Source organism: Glycomyces harbinensis, assembly GCF_900101745.1.
GTDB classification, from domain to species: domain Bacteria; phylum Actinomycetota; class Actinomycetes; order Mycobacteriales; family Micromonosporaceae; genus Glycomyces; species Glycomyces harbinensis.
In genome coordinates this window covers 117,644-133,483 of sequence record NZ_FNAD01000015.1, presented here as the reverse complement: position 1 = coordinate 133,483, position 15,840 = coordinate 117,644, and the positions used below count along the sequence as shown (strand labels likewise).

Here is a 15,840-nt window from a genome sequence, read left to right as displayed (position 1 = left end):
GCAGGCATGAACAGGGCCGAATGCATTCCCGTGCCGATCACATCTGCCGCGAAGCCGTGATGCCCTGCGCCCCGACGACATCCGGTGGAGATCGGGTCGCCCTGAACTATTGCCCGGCGGCCTTGCGGGCGGCTTGTCCGAGGCGGTCGCGATAGTCGGCCCACCAAGCCTCGCCGCCTTCGGGCAAACCGATGAAGTCGGGGCGCAGGCCCGCGGCGCCGTCGATGAGTTCGCGGACGATGTCGGCATGGCCGCCGTGGCGGTTGGTCTCGCCGATCATGAGGACGATCATCCGGTGGAGGGTGACGTCGGCGTCTTCGGCGGGCCACCAGGGGACGGTGCCGGGGGCGTCGAGGTCGAGGGCCTCGATCGTGGCGTCGGCGTGGGCCCAGACGCGGCGGTAGAAGCCGATGATGACCGCACTGGACTCCTCGGATCGGGCCCACATGTCGGTGTTGGGTTCGTCCGGGTCGTCGGCGAACCAAGGAGGGGGATCGCTGACGGGCAGTCCGAAGGCCTCGCCCAGGTAGCCCGCCTCGATGCCGCCGATGTGCTTGACCAGGCCGAGGAGATTGGTGCCGGTCGGGGTCATGGGACGGCGCAGGTCGTACTCGCCCAAGCCGTCGAGCTTCCACAGCAGGCTTTCGCGGGCGTTGCGGAGGTCGCGGTGCAGGTGGGTCTTGGTGTCGGTCATGCCTGCGATAGTGCCGACGAGGTGCGACATCGAGCTTGCGGGACGGCGGCCGGCCGTGCTCCCCGGCTTCCCGGCGATGATCCTTCGCGCTCAGAGTAGGCAGCGACCGAGTGGCGGCTACTCCTTGGGCCCTTCATGCCGACCGATCGGGCATTCGCGATGCGGCCGTTCGGATGCGGCAGGTCAGCCGTAGGCGGTGGCGAAGGCCGACCAGATGATCGGGGAGTCCTCCAGGCGGCCTTCGGCCTCCCAGCGCTCCGCCTTCTGCCTCTGCCAGTCGTTCAGGGCCGCTACGGGATCTGGGCTCTCGTGGGCGTCGTTCACCGCCACCACCGCCTCCGGCAGGACCGTCGTGTCGGGCTTCGCTCCCGTGGCGTAGCGGCGAATGCCCGCGTTGGTCGGCAGGGTCCATCTCGTCGCCGTCACGTACTGGGCTCCCGCGTGCAGCGCGGCCGCCACCAGGCCCACCGGTTCGGCGAAGCGGACTTCGCCGCCGCTTTCGCAGGCTATGAGCGCGACCCGGTTCGGCATCCGCCACCCGGCCGTCGCTCCGGGCCGGTGGCCCAGCACGATGTCGCCGGCCGTCAGCGGCCGGTGGCCCCGCGCGAGGGCCGCCCGCCCGGTCGTGTCGGGGCCGCAGCTCAGGTGCAGCCGCGCGTCCAAGCCGTGGTCGGCGATGGTCACGTGGCCCACGTAGAGGAAGCGGCCCGCGTCCGCCAGGAGCGGTTCGATCGCGTCCCTGTTCAGGTCGCCCCGGCGGAAGGCCGAGTCGGTCGGCTTCGGGACCAGGCGCTCGCCGAGACGTTCCACGAGAGCGGCCAGTTCGGAGTCGGACTCTACCGGGCCGAGGACCGAGCCGAGTGCCGCCGTCGCTCCCGGCACGCTCGGGTCCAGCACCGCTACGACATTCGAACCAGGATCCCATTTGGATACGCTGCGTTCCGGGGCGTTGCGGACCGTCGCCGGGGGCAGCACCGAGACGTCGGAGTTCGACACGAAGCGCTCGCCCTCGTCCACATGCAATGCCTCCCAGGGCACCTGGCTCGTCGCGTGCGAGGCCTGGATGCGCACGTGCGGCCGCAGGCCCTGCGCCAGAAACTCGTTCAGCTCCGTCGCCAGCCGGTAGGGGATGAGCGACGCCGCCAGCGCCGTCGAGAGTCCGATCTCCTGCTCGCGGTCGGTGAACGCCCCCGCGAGCGAGCGTTCGAGGGCCTGGTCCACGGTCTCCCCGTACAGCGGTGTCGGCAGCGACAGCGCCAGCGCGTCCAGGGCGGGCTTCACCCTGCCGGCCTCGACCATGATGTTCTGGATCGCGCCGAGCTCGTGCTCCCAACGCCACGTGTAGAAGAGCCCGTCGCCGTCGACGATCTTGAGCTGCACGGTCGGCTGCGCCTCGTTCACCATGTGTCCACCACTACGTCGGATCGGATCGCGAACCCGTAGCGCCGCTCGGTCTCCTGGATCCACGGCTCCAGATGAGACGGACGTCCCGGGTTGACGCGCAGTCGCGGCGGCAGCGCGAACCGGGGCGCCGGGAAGTCGCCCGAGGCGCCGGTGACCAGTCCCGCGGCCGCGAACGGCAGCAGTTCCGATTGGGTCGCAGGGAGTTCGAGCGGATCGGGCATCGTCGCGGTGAGCACGGGGTTCTCGGTGTACGCGGCGTTCGCGGTCGGCGCGTGGAGGGACACGGTCGCGCTCATGTGCTCCAGGAGTTCGGAGACGAGCGCGCCGTCCTGCAGGGCCGCGGCGAGGTTCAGCGCGTGCGCCATCGCGGGGATCGCCACGGTCGCCGCCCACTGCTCGCGCGGCAGGCCCGGCGTGAACTGGTGGCGGATCGCGTCGGTCGCCAGCGCGGACGGGAGCGAGAGGTCCAGGGCCAGCCGCAGCAGGCGCTCCCGTTCGCTCGTGGTGACCGCCAGGGTGCACTGTTCCGCGACGGCGAACGCGCGCCGCATGTCGATGCGCGCCAGGTGATATCGCGCGCCGAGGGATTCGAGGCACCGGCGGGCCTCCAGGTAGGCGGCCTCGGTCTGCTCGTATTCGGCTCGGGCGGCGAGGAGGTCGCCCTGGAGCGCGAGTGCTTCGGCGAGCATCGATACGTGTCCGGCGCTTCGCAGGACCGCGATCGACTCGGGCAGCAGCTCGTTCGCGAGATCGGCGTCGCCGCTCTGGAACGCGGCATGGGCGCGGCTGTAGCGGATCTCGGCCGCGCGCAGGGGCTGCCGGCCGTCGGCGAACACCTGCTCCGCCTTCGCGAGCAATCGGCCGCCTTCGGCCACGTCGCCGGCGCGCATGGCGGCCCGGCCCTGGTTCGCGACCGCGAGCGCCACCGCCGACGGATCCCCCTCGTGGAGCTCTTCGGCGAGCCGCAGATACGCCATGGCGGCCTCGTGGTCGTTGCGGCCCTGGGCGATCGCGGCGAGGTTCGAGTACGGGTACCCGGCCAGGCGCGGGTCGCGCGCGTTGGCGAGTGCCAGGGTGTGCCGGGCGGCGGCCTCGGCCTCCTCCCAGCGTTCGAGGCCGATGAGCAGGACGCTGCGGGAGTTGTGGACCGAGATGGCCACGTAGCCCTCGTCGTCGCCGCCCTCGTCGGTGATCGCCATGGCGGCGTCGAGGTCGGCGAGGGCGTCGTCGAGCCGGCCGAGGAGCTGGAAGGTCTGGGCCCGGTTGACGAGGATCGAGGCGCGCACGGCCACGGTGCCGTACCGGTCGCCCGCCTGCGCTTCGGCCTCAGCGGCCGCTTGCAGTGCCTCTTCGGCGTAGCGGAGGGATCCGGCGGTGTCGCCCTGGCCTTCGGCCATGCCCGCGAGGTTCCCCAGGACGCGGGCGCGGGCGTCGAGCCCGGCGGCGTCGACGTCCGGGACGAGGGTGAGCGCGTACGCCTCCTGGAACATCGCGATCGCCTTGGCGGTCCGGCCCTGGCCGGCCATGCGGGCGGCGGTGTTGTTGAGCTTGCGGAACTTCTTCCAGCGCGGGCCGCTGGTCTCCTTGCCGTGCAGGCCGATCAGGTCGTCGTCGCTCATGGCAGGTCGACTCCGACGGCCGCCGCCTCAATGGCGAGGCCCGCGTCCGAGGCGAGGACGCGCTGGTAGGCGTACACGATGAGCGCGTCGCGGCGCGCCTGCGCGTCCGGATCGGCCCCGGCATCGCCGGTCGCGAAGGCCGGGTCGTACACGTGGAGGGTCCGCTGCGCCGTCGGGAGTCGCAGGAATCCCTGCGGCGCTTGGGCTTCGCCGGTGAACATGCCGGTGTCGCGGTCGTGGTGCAGCGCGATCCCGGCGCCGCCGATTCTGGCGGTCAGCGTGGCGTCGCGAGCTTTCGGGGCGGCGGGGACCTCGACTGTGATCACGGAGGCGCCGCCGCGATGCGTCAGCGACCAGCGCGCCTGCCCTGCGATGTCAACGAGCCCTTGGGGAACGGACGCCCAGTCGACCGGCGCCTCCCCTTCGGCGAGCGCGGGGCCGGCGCCGGTGTCGCCGCCCGCGGCGAGCGTCCAGTCCTCGGGTCTGGCGGGGGCCGGCGAGGTTCGCAGGACGACGCCGTAGTTCTCGGCGAGGTCGGCCAGTTCGTCCGCGAGATCGCGGGCGTCCGAGCCGAGCACGGGGTGGGACTCCAGCGCGGTGATCGCGGCGGGGTCGAAGTCGAGGGCCCGCTCCACGGCCTCGTCGTCATCGAGCAGGTGCTCGACTTCGGCGGTGCGGCAGGCGGCCTCGGCCCTCAGGAGTCCGACCGACGGTGCGGGTACGACCGCTTCGTAGGACGGCGGCAGCCCCTCCCGGGCCCGCGGTCCTCCGATCGCTTGCGCCGAGAGGGTCACCACGTGCGTGGCGGGCCACCATGCCTCGATCCACCGCAGGTCGGCGAGTTTTCGGGCGGCTTGGAGGACCGGGGAGTCCGCCTCGGTCGCGATCGCGGCCGCGCCGGAGAGGATCGCGGCGGCGGCCTCGGGTCCGTAGATCTCCCACAGCCAGTCGGCGGCGAGGTCCAGGTCGTGGATCTCGGCGGCCGGATGAACCGGCGGCGCCTGGCCGTCCCCGTACAGTGCGGCCGGATGCGACCGCGGGTCCAGGACGTCCCAGTACAGCAGGGCGCCGCGCGCCTCGACCAGTGCCGTTCGTTCCGGATGGGGCCGTTCGGGTCCGACGCGGACGACCGGTCCTTCCCGTTCGATCGCGAACTCGGTCATGCCCGGTCCCCTTCGCGTTCGAGGGAGCGCCGCAGCCGGTCGCGCTGGTCCATCACGACCGAGCGGAGCACCCCGTCGAGCAGGTCCCACACGTCGTCGGCCTCGGTCGCCTCGCCGCGCAGCTCGCGCCCGTGGAGGCGGGCCCAGAGCCGGCGCAGGTAGGCGCGGTCGACGCCGAGCACGTCGTCGCGCAGGTCGTCGGGGACGTCGCGCGCCGCGGCGTCGGGAAGCCGCAGCACCCGCTGCACATAGGACTCGCGACTCCACCGGGACAGCAGGCGCGCGTTCGCATCGGAGGCGGGTACCGCCTCGATCGGCGCGTCGAGGCCCTTCGCCGCGTCCCGGCCGAGCGCCATCGTGATGCGGCTGGACTCCTCGGCGAGCTGCCAGGGCGCGGCCGAGCGGTGGATCTCGCCCACCACGAGCGCCGGGATGTCGCCCATCGACTCCCGCTGGAAGACCGCCGTGAACGCCGCGAACAACCGCTCCATGATGGACCGGTCGAAGGGCTTCGGCAGCCGCCGCTTGGAGGCCCGGTCGCCGATCTCCGGCGGCACCGGGCGCTCGCGGCCGGTCAGCCCGTACCCGCGGGCCACCGAGGGCCGGTCGAGCGCGGCGGCCTCGGCGGTGCCGACCCGCTTGCGCGCCAGCGTCTTCCACAGGTCCCGGTCGGGTCCGGTGGCGCAGTGTTCGAGGAATGCGGCGAGCCCCGGGTGCGGCGCCGCGTCGACCGCTTCGTCCGACCGGTCGGCCCACGCCGAGCGCAGCAGTCCGGCGAGCTCCGCCGCGCGCTCGGGGTCGGTCACGAAGCCGCGCAACCGGTCCACGGTCACCTCGCCGCGTTCGGCGTGCACCTCGGCCACGGCCTCGGCCGCGATGCGCGCGGCACCCTCGGCCGACCGCGGGTCGCCGTGCTCGTGCGCGAGCTCGAAGCAGCGCTGGAAGTACAGGTCCTGCGGGTGCCCCTCGGTGATCCCCGCGCGCCGCCGGGCCTTCTTCACCAGCTGGAACCACGCCGCGGTCGCCGCGAGCGCCGGGCCCGCGTCCAGGATCGCCGCGCGCAGGGCGTCGACGTGCTCGACCGCGACCACCCCGCCCGCGAACCGCGCGTTCATCGTCGGGCGCAGCACCAGCGGGTCGAGGAGGAGCTTCACCGTCCGCGCGAGCGGCCTGCCCGACGGGTTGCTCAAAGGCGCGACGGCGTCGCCGAGCTGGGCCCAAGCGTCGGCGATGAGCATGCCCCGTGGGACGGCCGCCGAGGGCGCGATGCCTTGCACCATGTCGCGAAGTCTAGGGGGTGCCGGCGAACGGACTCGGACATCGCCTCGCAAGGAGTTCGCCGGCACCCCCTATCCGCGCCGTACCCCCGCCAGAAACCTGTGACCGGTAGGACTGAGCGAGGAGCGACGCTGTGCGCGTCGACCCGTCCGACACCGAAGGAGGCCCACCATGTACTACGACCCGCCCCGGTCGCCGCTCCCGGCCCACGGGCAGCAGGTGCGGTCCCCGTACGGCACCCCCGAACAGCCCCTCACCCCCGCGACCAGCTCGTTCAAGTCCCCGGTGCGCGGCATGCTCGCGATGCTCCTCCTCTCCTCCCTCGGCATCGGCGCCATCGCGATCCTCGGCGAGCACCTCACCGCCCCCGACCCCCAGATCACCCTCCAGTCGGGCATCGGCTTCGCCGCCGACGACGAGGGCGAACTCGTCCTCGTGCCCTACGAACGCGCCGGGTCCGGCGGCCTCATCGCCTCCGCGTCGCACGACATGTTCCAGGTCCGCATCGCCGCCGTCGACCTCGCCACCGGCGAGGCCCGGTGGGACGTGCAGCTCACCGACGAGATCGGCTGGGGCGCGGCCGTCGTCGCGGCGGGCGAGACATACGCCTACCTCGCCACCGACGACGGCCTCCGCGTCCTCGAACTCGACGACGGGTCCACGGCCGCCGAACCCGGAGCGATCACCGGGCTCGCGGGCGCCGCCGCCTCCGGCGCGGCCTACGCCTTCGACCCCGCGCTGGGGGCCGTCGTCGCCCTCGACGTCAACGGCGGCGTCCACACCATCGCCCTCGACACCCTCGAAGCCGCCCCCGCCGGCGAGGACACCGCCGCCACCTGGTCGGGCCTGCTCGCCGCCGAAGGGAACGTGCCCGACATCGGCGGCCTCACCACCACCGAAGCCCTGCTCGCCGACGGCGAGAGCACCGTCCGCGTCAAGCCCACCGCCGAAGGCGCCCTCGGCGCCACCCTCGAAGTCGACGACGGCGACGGGCTGCGCGACCTCGGCACGCGGGTCTTCTACGGGGCCCAGATCGTCCTCGACCAGACCGCGCTCGCCTCCACCACCGCGACCCTGGAAGTCGACGTCGAGGACCTGATCGAGGGGTTCATGGAGGACCCCGAAGCCGCCGGCGCGGACCTGTGGACGGGACTGGGGAACACCGCCGCGGGCGCCGCCTCCGGGCACGTCCTTGTCGAGCACCAGATCGAGCCCAACGGGGACGCCTACGCGCTCAACGTCATCAGCCTCGACACCGGACAGGTCACCGCCTCCATGGACACCGCGACCAACCTCGGCCGCGCCGCCACCTCGCCCGGCGGCTACACGACCGTGATCACCGCGCCCGCCGACGACCCCTGGCACTCCGACCTCGTGGTCGTCGCACCCGACGGCTCGATCGACCGCCTCGAGTTCGCCGCCACCGACTTCTTCGGCGACCCCGACTACTGACCCCGCGAAACCTGTGACCGGTAGCGACCGCACCGGTCCGAGACTGAACCCGAACACACCGAAGCACCGCAACGAAGGGAACCCGCCATGTTCAAGGTCATCAACTGGATCCTCGCCCTCGCCGGCGTCATCTGCACCGTCATGTTCGTCCTCACCGGCCTCAACGGCGACGGCCCCGTCGCCTGGGCCAACGGCTGGATGGCCGGCCCCATCATCCTCATCGGCGTCCTCCCGATCACGCTCGCGACCGGTCGCATGGTCGACGGGGCCATGAGCCAGATGCGCGGCCACGCCCCCAAGGGCTTCGAGGGCGCCCCGCTCGCCATGGGCACCATCGTCTCCGCCGACCGCACCGGCCTGAGCATCAACGACCAGCCCCAGCTGGAGATCCTGTTCGACATCGACACCATGGACGGCCAGTCCTTCCGCGGCGTCGCCCGCACCATCGTCGACATCACCGAACTCTCGGCCGTCGTCCCCGGCGCGATCCTCCCCGTCCGCTACCGCCCCGGCAGCACCGACGGCAAGGTCGTCATCGCCGCCGACGCCCCGCAGGCCGAACTCCAGGCCGCCCTCGACCGCGTGCGCCTCGCCAAGGGCCTGGTCACGCCCCGCCAGCTCCAGATCTCCGAGCAGGGCACCGAGACCAAGGCGGTCGTCCTGTCGCTCAGCCCCACCGGCGACATCAAGGGCGACCGCGCCGTCATGGACATCAAGTTCCGCGTCACCCGCGCCGACCAGTCGACCTTCGACCTGGAGCAGCAGAAGCCCATCGACGCGAGCGCCCTGCCCCAGCTCCAGCCCGGCATGGTCGTCCGCGTCCGCTACCTGCCCTACGACGAGTCCGAAGTGGTCGTCCTGACCAGCCTCAACCCGTAGCGTCCGTTGGGGATCGCTGCGGGCGAGCACAGGAGGTCGCGGCCTTCGCAGGGAGGCCGCGACCGGGGCCCGGGCCGGACCGGGAGCCGATACCGTACTAGCAGGCCCACCGAGCACTTCGGAGTGAACATGTCCCCTCGCACCAGCGGCCGCCTCGCCGGCGCCCTCTTCCTCGCCGCCTTCCTCTTCTACGGCATCGGCACCGCCCTGGCCGACCAACCGGTCGGCATCGCGCTGATCTTCCTCAACTCCGCCGCCGTCGCCGTGATCGGCGTCCTGTTCTTCCTCGCGCTGCGCCGGACCGCCCCGCGCACCGCCCGGACCTACCAGACCGCGCGCATGTCCGAAGCGTTCCTCCTCGCCGCGGGAGCCTGGTTCCTGCTCCAGGACCAGCCGGAGACCAACGCCGTCCTGTACGCCGTCGCCATGGTCGTCCTCGCGGCCGGGAGCATCCCGATGCTCCTGGGCCTCAGCCGACTCGGCTGGACGCCCACCTGGTTCGCCTGGTGGGGCGCGGCCGGATACGCCCTCCTCGCCGCCGGCACGGCCCTCGACTTCGCCGTCTCCGGCGCGGGCATCGCGCTGGCGGTCCCCGGCGGCCTCTTCGAGCTCGCGTTCGGCCTCTGGCTCCTGATCAAGGGCTTCCCCGCCGCCGCCGCGGCCCCGCTCGTCCCCGAACCGCCGGTCCGGCCCGAGGCGACAGGCTGAAGTCGTCACCGGTCCGCTGTATCCTCGCCGTGGGTCACCGCCCACCCCATCCGCAGTGACCAAACGCCCAGACCCGACCTTTTCCGCCCCAAGGGTTTTCCTTGGTTCGGTATTGAGTGAGTAGGACATCGTGCAGACCCCTGTTTGGCTTGCCGTCGATCTCGGCACCACCCATACCGTTGCTGTTGTCGGTCGTGACGGTCAGGAGCCGCGTTCGCTGCTCTTCGACGGTTCGCCGCTGTTGCCTTCCGGGGTGTTCCTCGATGCCGGCGGGGACCTTCATACCGGTCGTGACGCGCAGCGTCTGGCTGCTGCCGAGCCTGGGCGGTTCGAGTCGCATCCCAAGCGGCGCATTGATGAGGGCACGGTCCTGCTGGGTGACCGGGAGGTTCCGGTGGAGGAGCTGCTTGCCACGGGTCTGCGGCGGATCGCCGACGAGGCCGCCGCTTCGGGGCTGCGCCCTGCTGAGACGGTGCTGACTTATCCGGCGGACTGGGGTCCGGTGCGCCGCGCGGTCCTCGAGCGCGCCGCGCAGGTCGCGGCCCTGCCCCGGGTGCGTCTCCTGCCTGAGCCGATCGCCGCCGCCACCTACTGCGCCGAAGTCCTCGGCCAGGAGATCCCGGTGGGCGCCGCCGTCGCGATTTTCGACTTCGGTGGGGGGACGTTCGATGCGGCGGTGGTGCGTCGGGCTGAGGACGGGCGGTTGCGGACGCTTGCGGTCGGGGGCTTGGACGATCTGGGTGGTCTCGATGTCGATATGACGCTGGCCGCGCATCTGGGGCGGATTGTGGCCGGGCGCGACCCGGAGCTGTGGCGGCGCTTGTCCGAGCCGGAGACGACCGCGGATCTGCGTGATCGGCTGGCGTTCTGGGGTGAGGTTCGTGCGGCCAAGGAGATGCTTTCGCGGACCTCGACTGCGCCGGTCGCGTTGCCCGGTCATAATCCGATGGGTTTGCATTTGACTCGTGACGAGCTTACGAGTCTTGCTGATCCTTTGGTGGCGCGTGCGGTGGATGAGACCCGCCGGACGCTTGAGCGTTCCGGGGTCGAGCCCGCGGAGTTGACCGCGTTGTTGCTGGTCGGTGGTTCCAGTCGGATGCCATTGGTCGCTACGAGGCTTCATGCTCGTTTCGGGATCGCGCCGTCGGTGCCCGAGCAGCCCGAGCTGCCGGTGGCTTTCGGCGCGTTGCGCCATGCTTTGGCCGAGCCCGATCTTCCTGCCGTGACCACCCCGACCCCGTCACCACCCCAAACCCCGGCGGCCTACACACCCGTCCCGCCGGGGACGCCGCCCGCCGGCACACCGGCGCCCGTGCTGCCGCAGCACACGCCGCAGTCCCCGCCCGTGCCGCCCGCCCGCCATCCGGTGGCCCCGTCCTTCATGCCCGGGACGCCCCAGCAGCTGCCGTTCAAACTGAACGTCCAGAAGGGACCGGCGCCGGCCGCCGGCCCGCCGCGACGCTGGATCGCCCTCTCGGTCGCGACCTCGCTCCTGACGGCCATCGTGATCACGGTGGCGGTGGCGCTCAACCAGTTCGACTGGAACGGCGCCACCGGCGGGGACGGCATCCTCGGCGACGCGCTCGACGGGCTGGGAACCGAGACCGACACCGGCGAGGCCCTGCCCCTCCTTTACGAGCAGCAGCTCAGCGCCAGCGGCGCCTCGGCCGTGGCCGCCGCCGACGGCAAGGCCATCCTCACCGAGGTCGTGGACGGCGCCACCGTCGCCAGCGCCGTCACGCCCGAGGGCGAGACACTGTGGACGCAGACCTACGAGCTCGAACCCACCGAGATGTTCCTGACCGTCGTCGGAGACCTGATGATCATCGACGCGATGGCCTCGGCCGTCGACGAGGGCGAGGACATGCGCGCCGTCGTGTCGCTCGAGGACGGCGCACTGCTGTGGAAGCGGCAGTGGACCAGCTACGAGCGCAACGACGTCGCCTACTACGGCACCGAACTCGTCTTCGAGCAGCGCGACGGCTTCGAGGACAACGCCGTGATCCGCCTTGACCTCGCCACCGGCGAGGAGGTCTGGTCGAAGCCCGGCCCCGAGGACCTGCTCGGCAGCGAGGAGCGCCGGGTCCGCGCCGACGCCGTCTGGGGCGAAGGCGCCGCCGGCACGTTGCCGCCGGACTCGCACGCGCTCTACGACAACCTGACCGCGGGCGACCGGCTCGTGGAGCTCGACTCGTACGAGGGCACCGCCGTGATCCGCGACGCCGCGACCGGCGAGGCCCTCACCAGCGGGGCCCTCCCGATCGACGGCGAGGCGTGGACCGTCTACGACGACCTGGTCGTCGCCAGGGCCTCCGACGAGGCCTCCCCGGGCCGCGACACGCTGGTCGCGTACTCGCTGTCCGACCTCGGCGAGGCCTGGAGCGTCCCGTTCGACGCGGGGGTGGGCATCCAGCACGTCAAGGCCTGCGGCGAGCACCTGGTCTGCGCCGCGGTCGACCACACCAGCGCCGACGACGGGTACAAGACCATCGCCTTCGACACCGCGACCGGCGACCAGGTGTGGGAGATCCCGGTCGACTGGGCCGTCGAGGACCACTGGTACACCGGCGCGAACGGCCTGGTCTTCGGCGACCAGGTCTTCGACACCGTCAGCGAAGTCCAGGTCAGGGACTTCGCGGGCCAGGTGATCGTGGAGGGCGAGCTGTTCACCTCGGCGCTCGCCGTCCGGGGCGACCGGGTGGCGCTGGAGACCAGCGACGCCGACGGCTGGAGCGTGTCCATCATGGACATGGATACGCGCACGCAGACGGCGCCGGCGTCGGCCGGGGCCGACGTGCCCGAGCACGTCTCCCTGTTCGGCGACCTCGTGGTGGTCCTGGGCGGCGACTGGAAGGCGCGGGTCTACATCGTCCCCGACGTCATCTGACCGGGAGTCAGCGGTTGTGCACGTCCACTCCGGACCCGTCGTGGAACCGGATGCGCAGGTACACCGCGTCGCCTCGGGTCACGTCGCCCTCGAACGCGAACCGCGCCGAGGGAATGTCGATGACCTTGTCCAGCAGTATGACCGCGTCCTCCCGCTTGAGCGCGCCCGGCGCCAGTCCCGGCCCGGGGGAGACGCGCCGGTCGGCGGCGAAGCCGAACCGGTCGCGCGAGAGGACCCATATGCCGCTGCGGTGCGGCCCGGTGCCGAGGACCTTCGCGGCCTCGCACGACCTTCCGTCGCCGAACGCGACCAGGCCCGGCGGGCGGCCCTCGAACCGGCGGATCTCGTTCCAGTACGGCACGCCGCCGGTCACGATGCCTGCCGGGCTCGCGATCTTCGCGGCCGACCAGCCCAGGACCGTGGCCGCCTTCCAAGCGGCCGAAGGAAACCCGCGGATCTCGGACTTGTAGTTGCCGCGTCCGGTCGGCGCGAAGGTCCGCAGTTGCTCGCCCTCTCTGAGCCACTGCCCGACCACCAGGGCCCGGGCGTCCTCGCGCAGGTCGTATTCGCGGCCACTCATCAGGAGCTGAACTCGCTGAGGAGCTTGTTGAGCGCGTCGGCCGCCTCCTGGTCGGCCGCGGCGTGGTCGTCGCGGCACTCGCCGATGACCATCGCCTGGCCCTCGAACGCCGACACGATCTCGCCGATCGCCTCGTCGAGGCCCTCGGCCGTGGAGGTGTAGTGGCCTTCGAGGCCCACCCAGCCCGGAATGCCCCAGGACATCTCCTCGGCCATCGTCTCCGAGGCCTGCGACCGGATCGGGCCGGCCTGGCCCGCGAGGCCCTGGAGCGCCGACTGGAGCCCGGACAGCTCGTCGAGGTCGACGTTGATCGCGCCGCCCGCGCCCCCGCCGCCGGAGGCGGGTCCGGCGGTCATCGAGTTGAACTGGTCGGTCGCCGCCTGCGTCGCGTTGCCCGCCAGGCTTCCTCCGGCGCCGACGGCCGCCTTGACGAGGACGCCCTTCCACAGCGCGTAGCTCATGCCGTCGCGCAGGCCGAAGATCTGGCCCGGGGTCACGTGGAACGCGCCCTTGCGGTTGAGGCCCTGGTCGACCAGCACGCGGAGGATCTTGCCGAAGATGCCCGTGGTGGTCTTGATCTTGTTCATGACCCGCAGGAACATCGAGGTCGCCTTGTAGAACGCGCCGAGGATGAACGTGGCGATGCTGGCGCCGAACGACCAGGGGCCGGTCGCGAGGGCCACCAGGCCGCGGGTGATGAGCCAAGAGACGAGTTCGGCGAGGATCGACTCGATGAGCGCCTTGATCGCCTCGGCGAGCATCCGGCACCAGCTGACGATCTGCTGCACGTTCGACGCCTCGTTGGCCGCCGCGGCGATGGCCGCGGCGAGCGCTTCGAGCTGCCCGGCCGCGGCGTCGGCGTCCTGCCCCTGCCAGGACTTGAGGTTCGCGCCGACCGCGGAGCCCGTGTCCGAGGACAGGGACTGGAGCGAGCCGGAGACCTCACCCCAGGCCTTCTCGACGCGCTCCATGTCGCCGGGGGAGCCGGAGACGTACTCGATCGCCTCGTTGAAGGGGTCCACCAGTTCCAGCACGATGCTCAGTCCGGCCGACGCCAGCGCGTAGACCGGGTCCTTCATCGCGCCCAGGACCTCCATCCCCAGGCCCATGATCTCGCCGGGGATGGCGGAGGCCGAGGAGATCCGGTCGTCGCCGGCGATCGTGCCCCAGATGTTCTGGGCCAGACTCGAACCCGTGCTGACTACTGGAATGTCACCCATGATTCCCGCTTTCGAAAGGTGTCGTACGCCTGGACGCAGCATACTGCGGTGCGGCGAAGGCCCGGACCGATCGGTCCGGGCCCTCGCGTCTTCCGCGGGTCACACGTCGGAGCGCTTGACGCGCCAGGCGGCGGCGCCGAGGACGGCGACGATGTAACCGGTGAAGACCGCCAGTCCGGCCCCCGGCGAGAGCATCCCCTCGCCCTGCTCCACGGCCGTGAACGCGTCGGCCGCGTTGGAGGGCAGGTACTGCACGACGTCGCCCCAGCTGTCGGGGATGAGCAGCGCGGCGACCATGGCGAGCAGGAACATGACGCCGAACAGGGTGGTGATCGCGCCGGGCGTGGAGCGCATGAGCGCACCGAGCCCCATGCCGAGCAGGCCGACGCCGGCCATGACGACCGCGGTGCCGATCACCGCGCGGGCCGCGCCGGGGTCGGACCAGGACGCGCCGTCCTCGATGAGCATCTGGCCGAACGTGAACGCGGCGGCCGAGGCGGCCAGCGCGACCGCGAAGACCACGGTGGTGAACACGGCGACCTTGGCCCACAGCACGGGAAGGCGCTTCGGGACGGCCGTCATCGAGGACCGGATCATCCCGGTGCTGTACTCGCCGGCCATGAGCAGCACGCCGAGCGTGCCGAACGCCAGCTGCGCGAAGTTCGTCCCGGTCAGGCTGGCGCCCACCGGATCGGTCGGCTCATTGCCGGGAGGGCCGCCCTGGGAGGGCGTGCCGTACAGCGACGAGGCGAGCAGCCCGAAGCCGACGAGCAGCAGCACGGCGACGCCCAGGGTGATGACGGTCGAGCGGACGGTCCAGAACTTGATCCATTCGCTCTTGACGACCCGCGGCAGGCTGACCCGCTTGCGGGGGAGTGAGAGGGCGGCGGCGGTCATCGGGCTTCTCCGATCGTGGCGGACTGGTATTCGACGGCGTCCCTGGTGAGCTCCATGAAGGCCTCCTCAAGGGACGGACGGATGACGGTGAGTTCGTGCAGCGCGATGCCGGCGGCCGCGGCCCGGTCGCCGATCTCCTCGGCGGACAGGCCCGTGACCTCGAACAGGCCCCGGTCGACGCTGAGCACGGTCGTCCCGGGCCCGGCGACGAGGTCGTGCAGCTCGTTGGCGTGCGGCGAGCGCACCCGGATGGACTCGTTCGAGGCGCTCTCGATGAACCCGCTCACCGAGACGTCGGCGATCAAGCGGCCCTTGCCGATCACGATCAGGTGCTCGGCGGTCAGCGCCATCTCGCTCATCAGGTGCGAGGAGACGAACACGGTCCGGCCGCGGGACGCCAGGTCCCGCATGAGGTTGCGGATCCACAGCACGCCTTCGGGGTCGAGTCCGTTGGTGGGCTCGTCCAGGACGACCACCTCGGGGTCGGCCAGCAGCGCCGAGGCGATGCCGAGCCGCTGGCCCATGCCGAGGGAGAAGCCGCCGACCCGCTTGCGGGCCACCTCGTGCAGGCCGACGAGGTCGATGACCTCGCCGACGCGCGACTTCGGCACGCCCGTGGTCGCGGCCAGGGCCAGCAGGTGGTGGTAGGCGGTCCGTCCGGTGTGGACGGCCTTCGCGTCGAGCAGGGCGCCGGCCTGGAACATCGGGTCGGGGTGCTCGGCGTACGGGCGGCCGTTCACGGTCGCCGTGCCGGAGGTCGGCGCGTCCAGGCCCAGGAGCATCCGCATGGTCGTGGACTTCCCGGAGCCGTTCGGGCCGAGGAACCCGGTCACGACGCCCGGCTTCACGGTGAACGTGAGCCCGTCGACGGCGGTCTTGTCGCCGTAGCGCTTGGTGAGTTCGTGTACTTCGATCATGCGGTCAATCCTCGCGACCGCGACCCGTCGTCGTCGTCGTCCGATCGCGGGCCGCGCGTCTACCGCATCCGCGGTACACCGTCGGTCCCCCAGTACCGCGCATAGACGATGACCTGGGAACCCGTTCGCGCGTACGATCGTT

13 protein-coding genes and 1 pseudogene are annotated in these 15,840 nt (G+C 71.8%); 5 read left to right on the top strand and 9 right to left on the bottom strand.

The window, feature by feature from the left end; all coding sequences use genetic code 11:
• Window positions 1-106: 106 nt before the first annotated feature.
• From BLQ63_RS21255 to BLQ63_RS21235, 5 genes are all read right to left on the bottom strand, one after another.
• Window positions 107-694 carry a DinB family protein gene (locus BLQ63_RS21255; RefSeq protein ID WP_091039535.1) on the bottom strand — a complete coding sequence of 196 codons (588 nt, stop codon included), beginning with the start codon at window positions 692-694 and terminating at the stop codon, window positions 107-109.
• A 183-nt stretch (window positions 695-877) separates the two neighbouring features.
• Entirely contained in the window at window positions 878-2,098 is a 1,221-nt protein-coding gene (locus tag BLQ63_RS21250) for a CHAT domain-containing protein (protein ID WP_091039534.1), read from the bottom strand.
• Window positions 2,092-3,717 (bottom strand): tetratricopeptide repeat protein, encoded by a 1,626-nt coding sequence (locus BLQ63_RS21245; protein ID WP_091039533.1) that lies wholly within the window; start codon window positions 3,715-3,717, stop codon window positions 2,092-2,094. Before BLQ63_RS21245 ends, BLQ63_RS21250 begins: the two co-directional genes overlap by 7 nt.
• Entirely contained in the window at window positions 3,714-4,880 is a 1,167-nt protein-coding gene (locus tag BLQ63_RS21240) for a hypothetical protein (protein WP_091039532.1), read from the bottom strand. Before BLQ63_RS21240 ends, BLQ63_RS21245 begins: the two co-directional genes overlap by 4 nt.
• Window positions 4,877-6,160 carry a hypothetical protein gene (locus BLQ63_RS21235; protein ID WP_091039531.1) on the bottom strand — a complete coding sequence of 428 codons (1,284 nt, stop codon included), beginning with the start codon at window positions 6,158-6,160 and terminating at the stop codon, window positions 4,877-4,879. The genes BLQ63_RS21240 and BLQ63_RS21235 overlap by 4 nt, the downstream gene beginning before the upstream one ends.
• Window positions 6,161-6,329: 169 nt before the next feature.
• Between BLQ63_RS21235 and BLQ63_RS21230 the strand changes: the two genes are divergently transcribed.
• The 5 genes and pseudogenes from BLQ63_RS21230 to BLQ63_RS29395 all read left to right on the top strand — a co-directional run bounded on the left by BLQ63_RS21230 (window position 6,330) and on the right by BLQ63_RS29395 (window position 12,084).
• A complete protein-coding gene (locus BLQ63_RS21230; protein ID WP_091039530.1) occupies window positions 6,330-7,610 on the top strand; it encodes a PA2928 family protein in 1,281 nt (426 codons plus the stop codon).
• 87 nt (window positions 7,611-7,697) lie between these two features.
• Window positions 7,698-8,489 (top strand): hypothetical protein, encoded by a 792-nt coding sequence (locus BLQ63_RS21225; protein WP_091039529.1) that lies wholly within the window; start codon window positions 7,698-7,700, stop codon window positions 8,487-8,489.
• 129 nt (window positions 8,490-8,618) lie between these two features.
• Complete coding sequence (locus BLQ63_RS21220; RefSeq protein ID WP_091039528.1) at window positions 8,619-9,197, top strand: DUF4386 family protein; 579 nt, start codon at window positions 8,619-8,621, stop codon at window positions 9,195-9,197.
• A gap of 130 nt (window positions 9,198-9,327) precedes the next feature.
• A pseudogene (locus BLQ63_RS29995) lies at window positions 9,328-10,323 on the top strand (Hsp70 family protein); the annotation flags it as partial.
• A gap of 186 nt (window positions 10,324-10,509) precedes the next feature.
• Complete coding sequence (locus tag BLQ63_RS29395) at window positions 10,510-12,084, top strand: outer membrane protein assembly factor BamB family protein (protein WP_245681034.1); 1,575 nt, start codon at window positions 10,510-10,512, stop codon at window positions 12,082-12,084.
• Between the two features lie 7 nt (window positions 12,085-12,091).
• Here BLQ63_RS29395 and BLQ63_RS21210 read toward each other — a convergent pair whose 3' ends face one another.
• The 4 genes from BLQ63_RS21210 to BLQ63_RS21195 form a co-directional block, all read right to left on the bottom strand.
• Window positions 12,092-12,664, bottom strand: a complete 573-nt coding sequence (locus BLQ63_RS21210; RefSeq protein WP_091039526.1) for a hypothetical protein — start codon at window positions 12,662-12,664, stop codon at window positions 12,092-12,094.
• Window positions 12,664-13,884, bottom strand: a complete 1,221-nt coding sequence (locus BLQ63_RS28570; protein ID WP_091039525.1) for a hypothetical protein — start codon at window positions 13,882-13,884, stop codon at window positions 12,664-12,666. The genes BLQ63_RS21210 and BLQ63_RS28570 overlap by 1 nt, the downstream gene beginning before the upstream one ends.
• A 99-nt stretch (window positions 13,885-13,983) precedes the next feature.
• Window positions 13,984-14,781, bottom strand: a complete 798-nt coding sequence (locus BLQ63_RS21200) for a hypothetical protein (RefSeq protein WP_091039524.1) — start codon at window positions 14,779-14,781, stop codon at window positions 13,984-13,986.
• Window positions 14,778-15,698, bottom strand: a complete 921-nt coding sequence (locus BLQ63_RS21195; RefSeq protein ID WP_091039523.1) for an ATP-binding cassette domain-containing protein — start codon at window positions 15,696-15,698, stop codon at window positions 14,778-14,780. The genes BLQ63_RS21200 and BLQ63_RS21195 overlap by 4 nt, the downstream gene beginning before the upstream one ends.
• Between the last annotated feature and the right edge of the window lie 142 nt (window positions 15,699-15,840).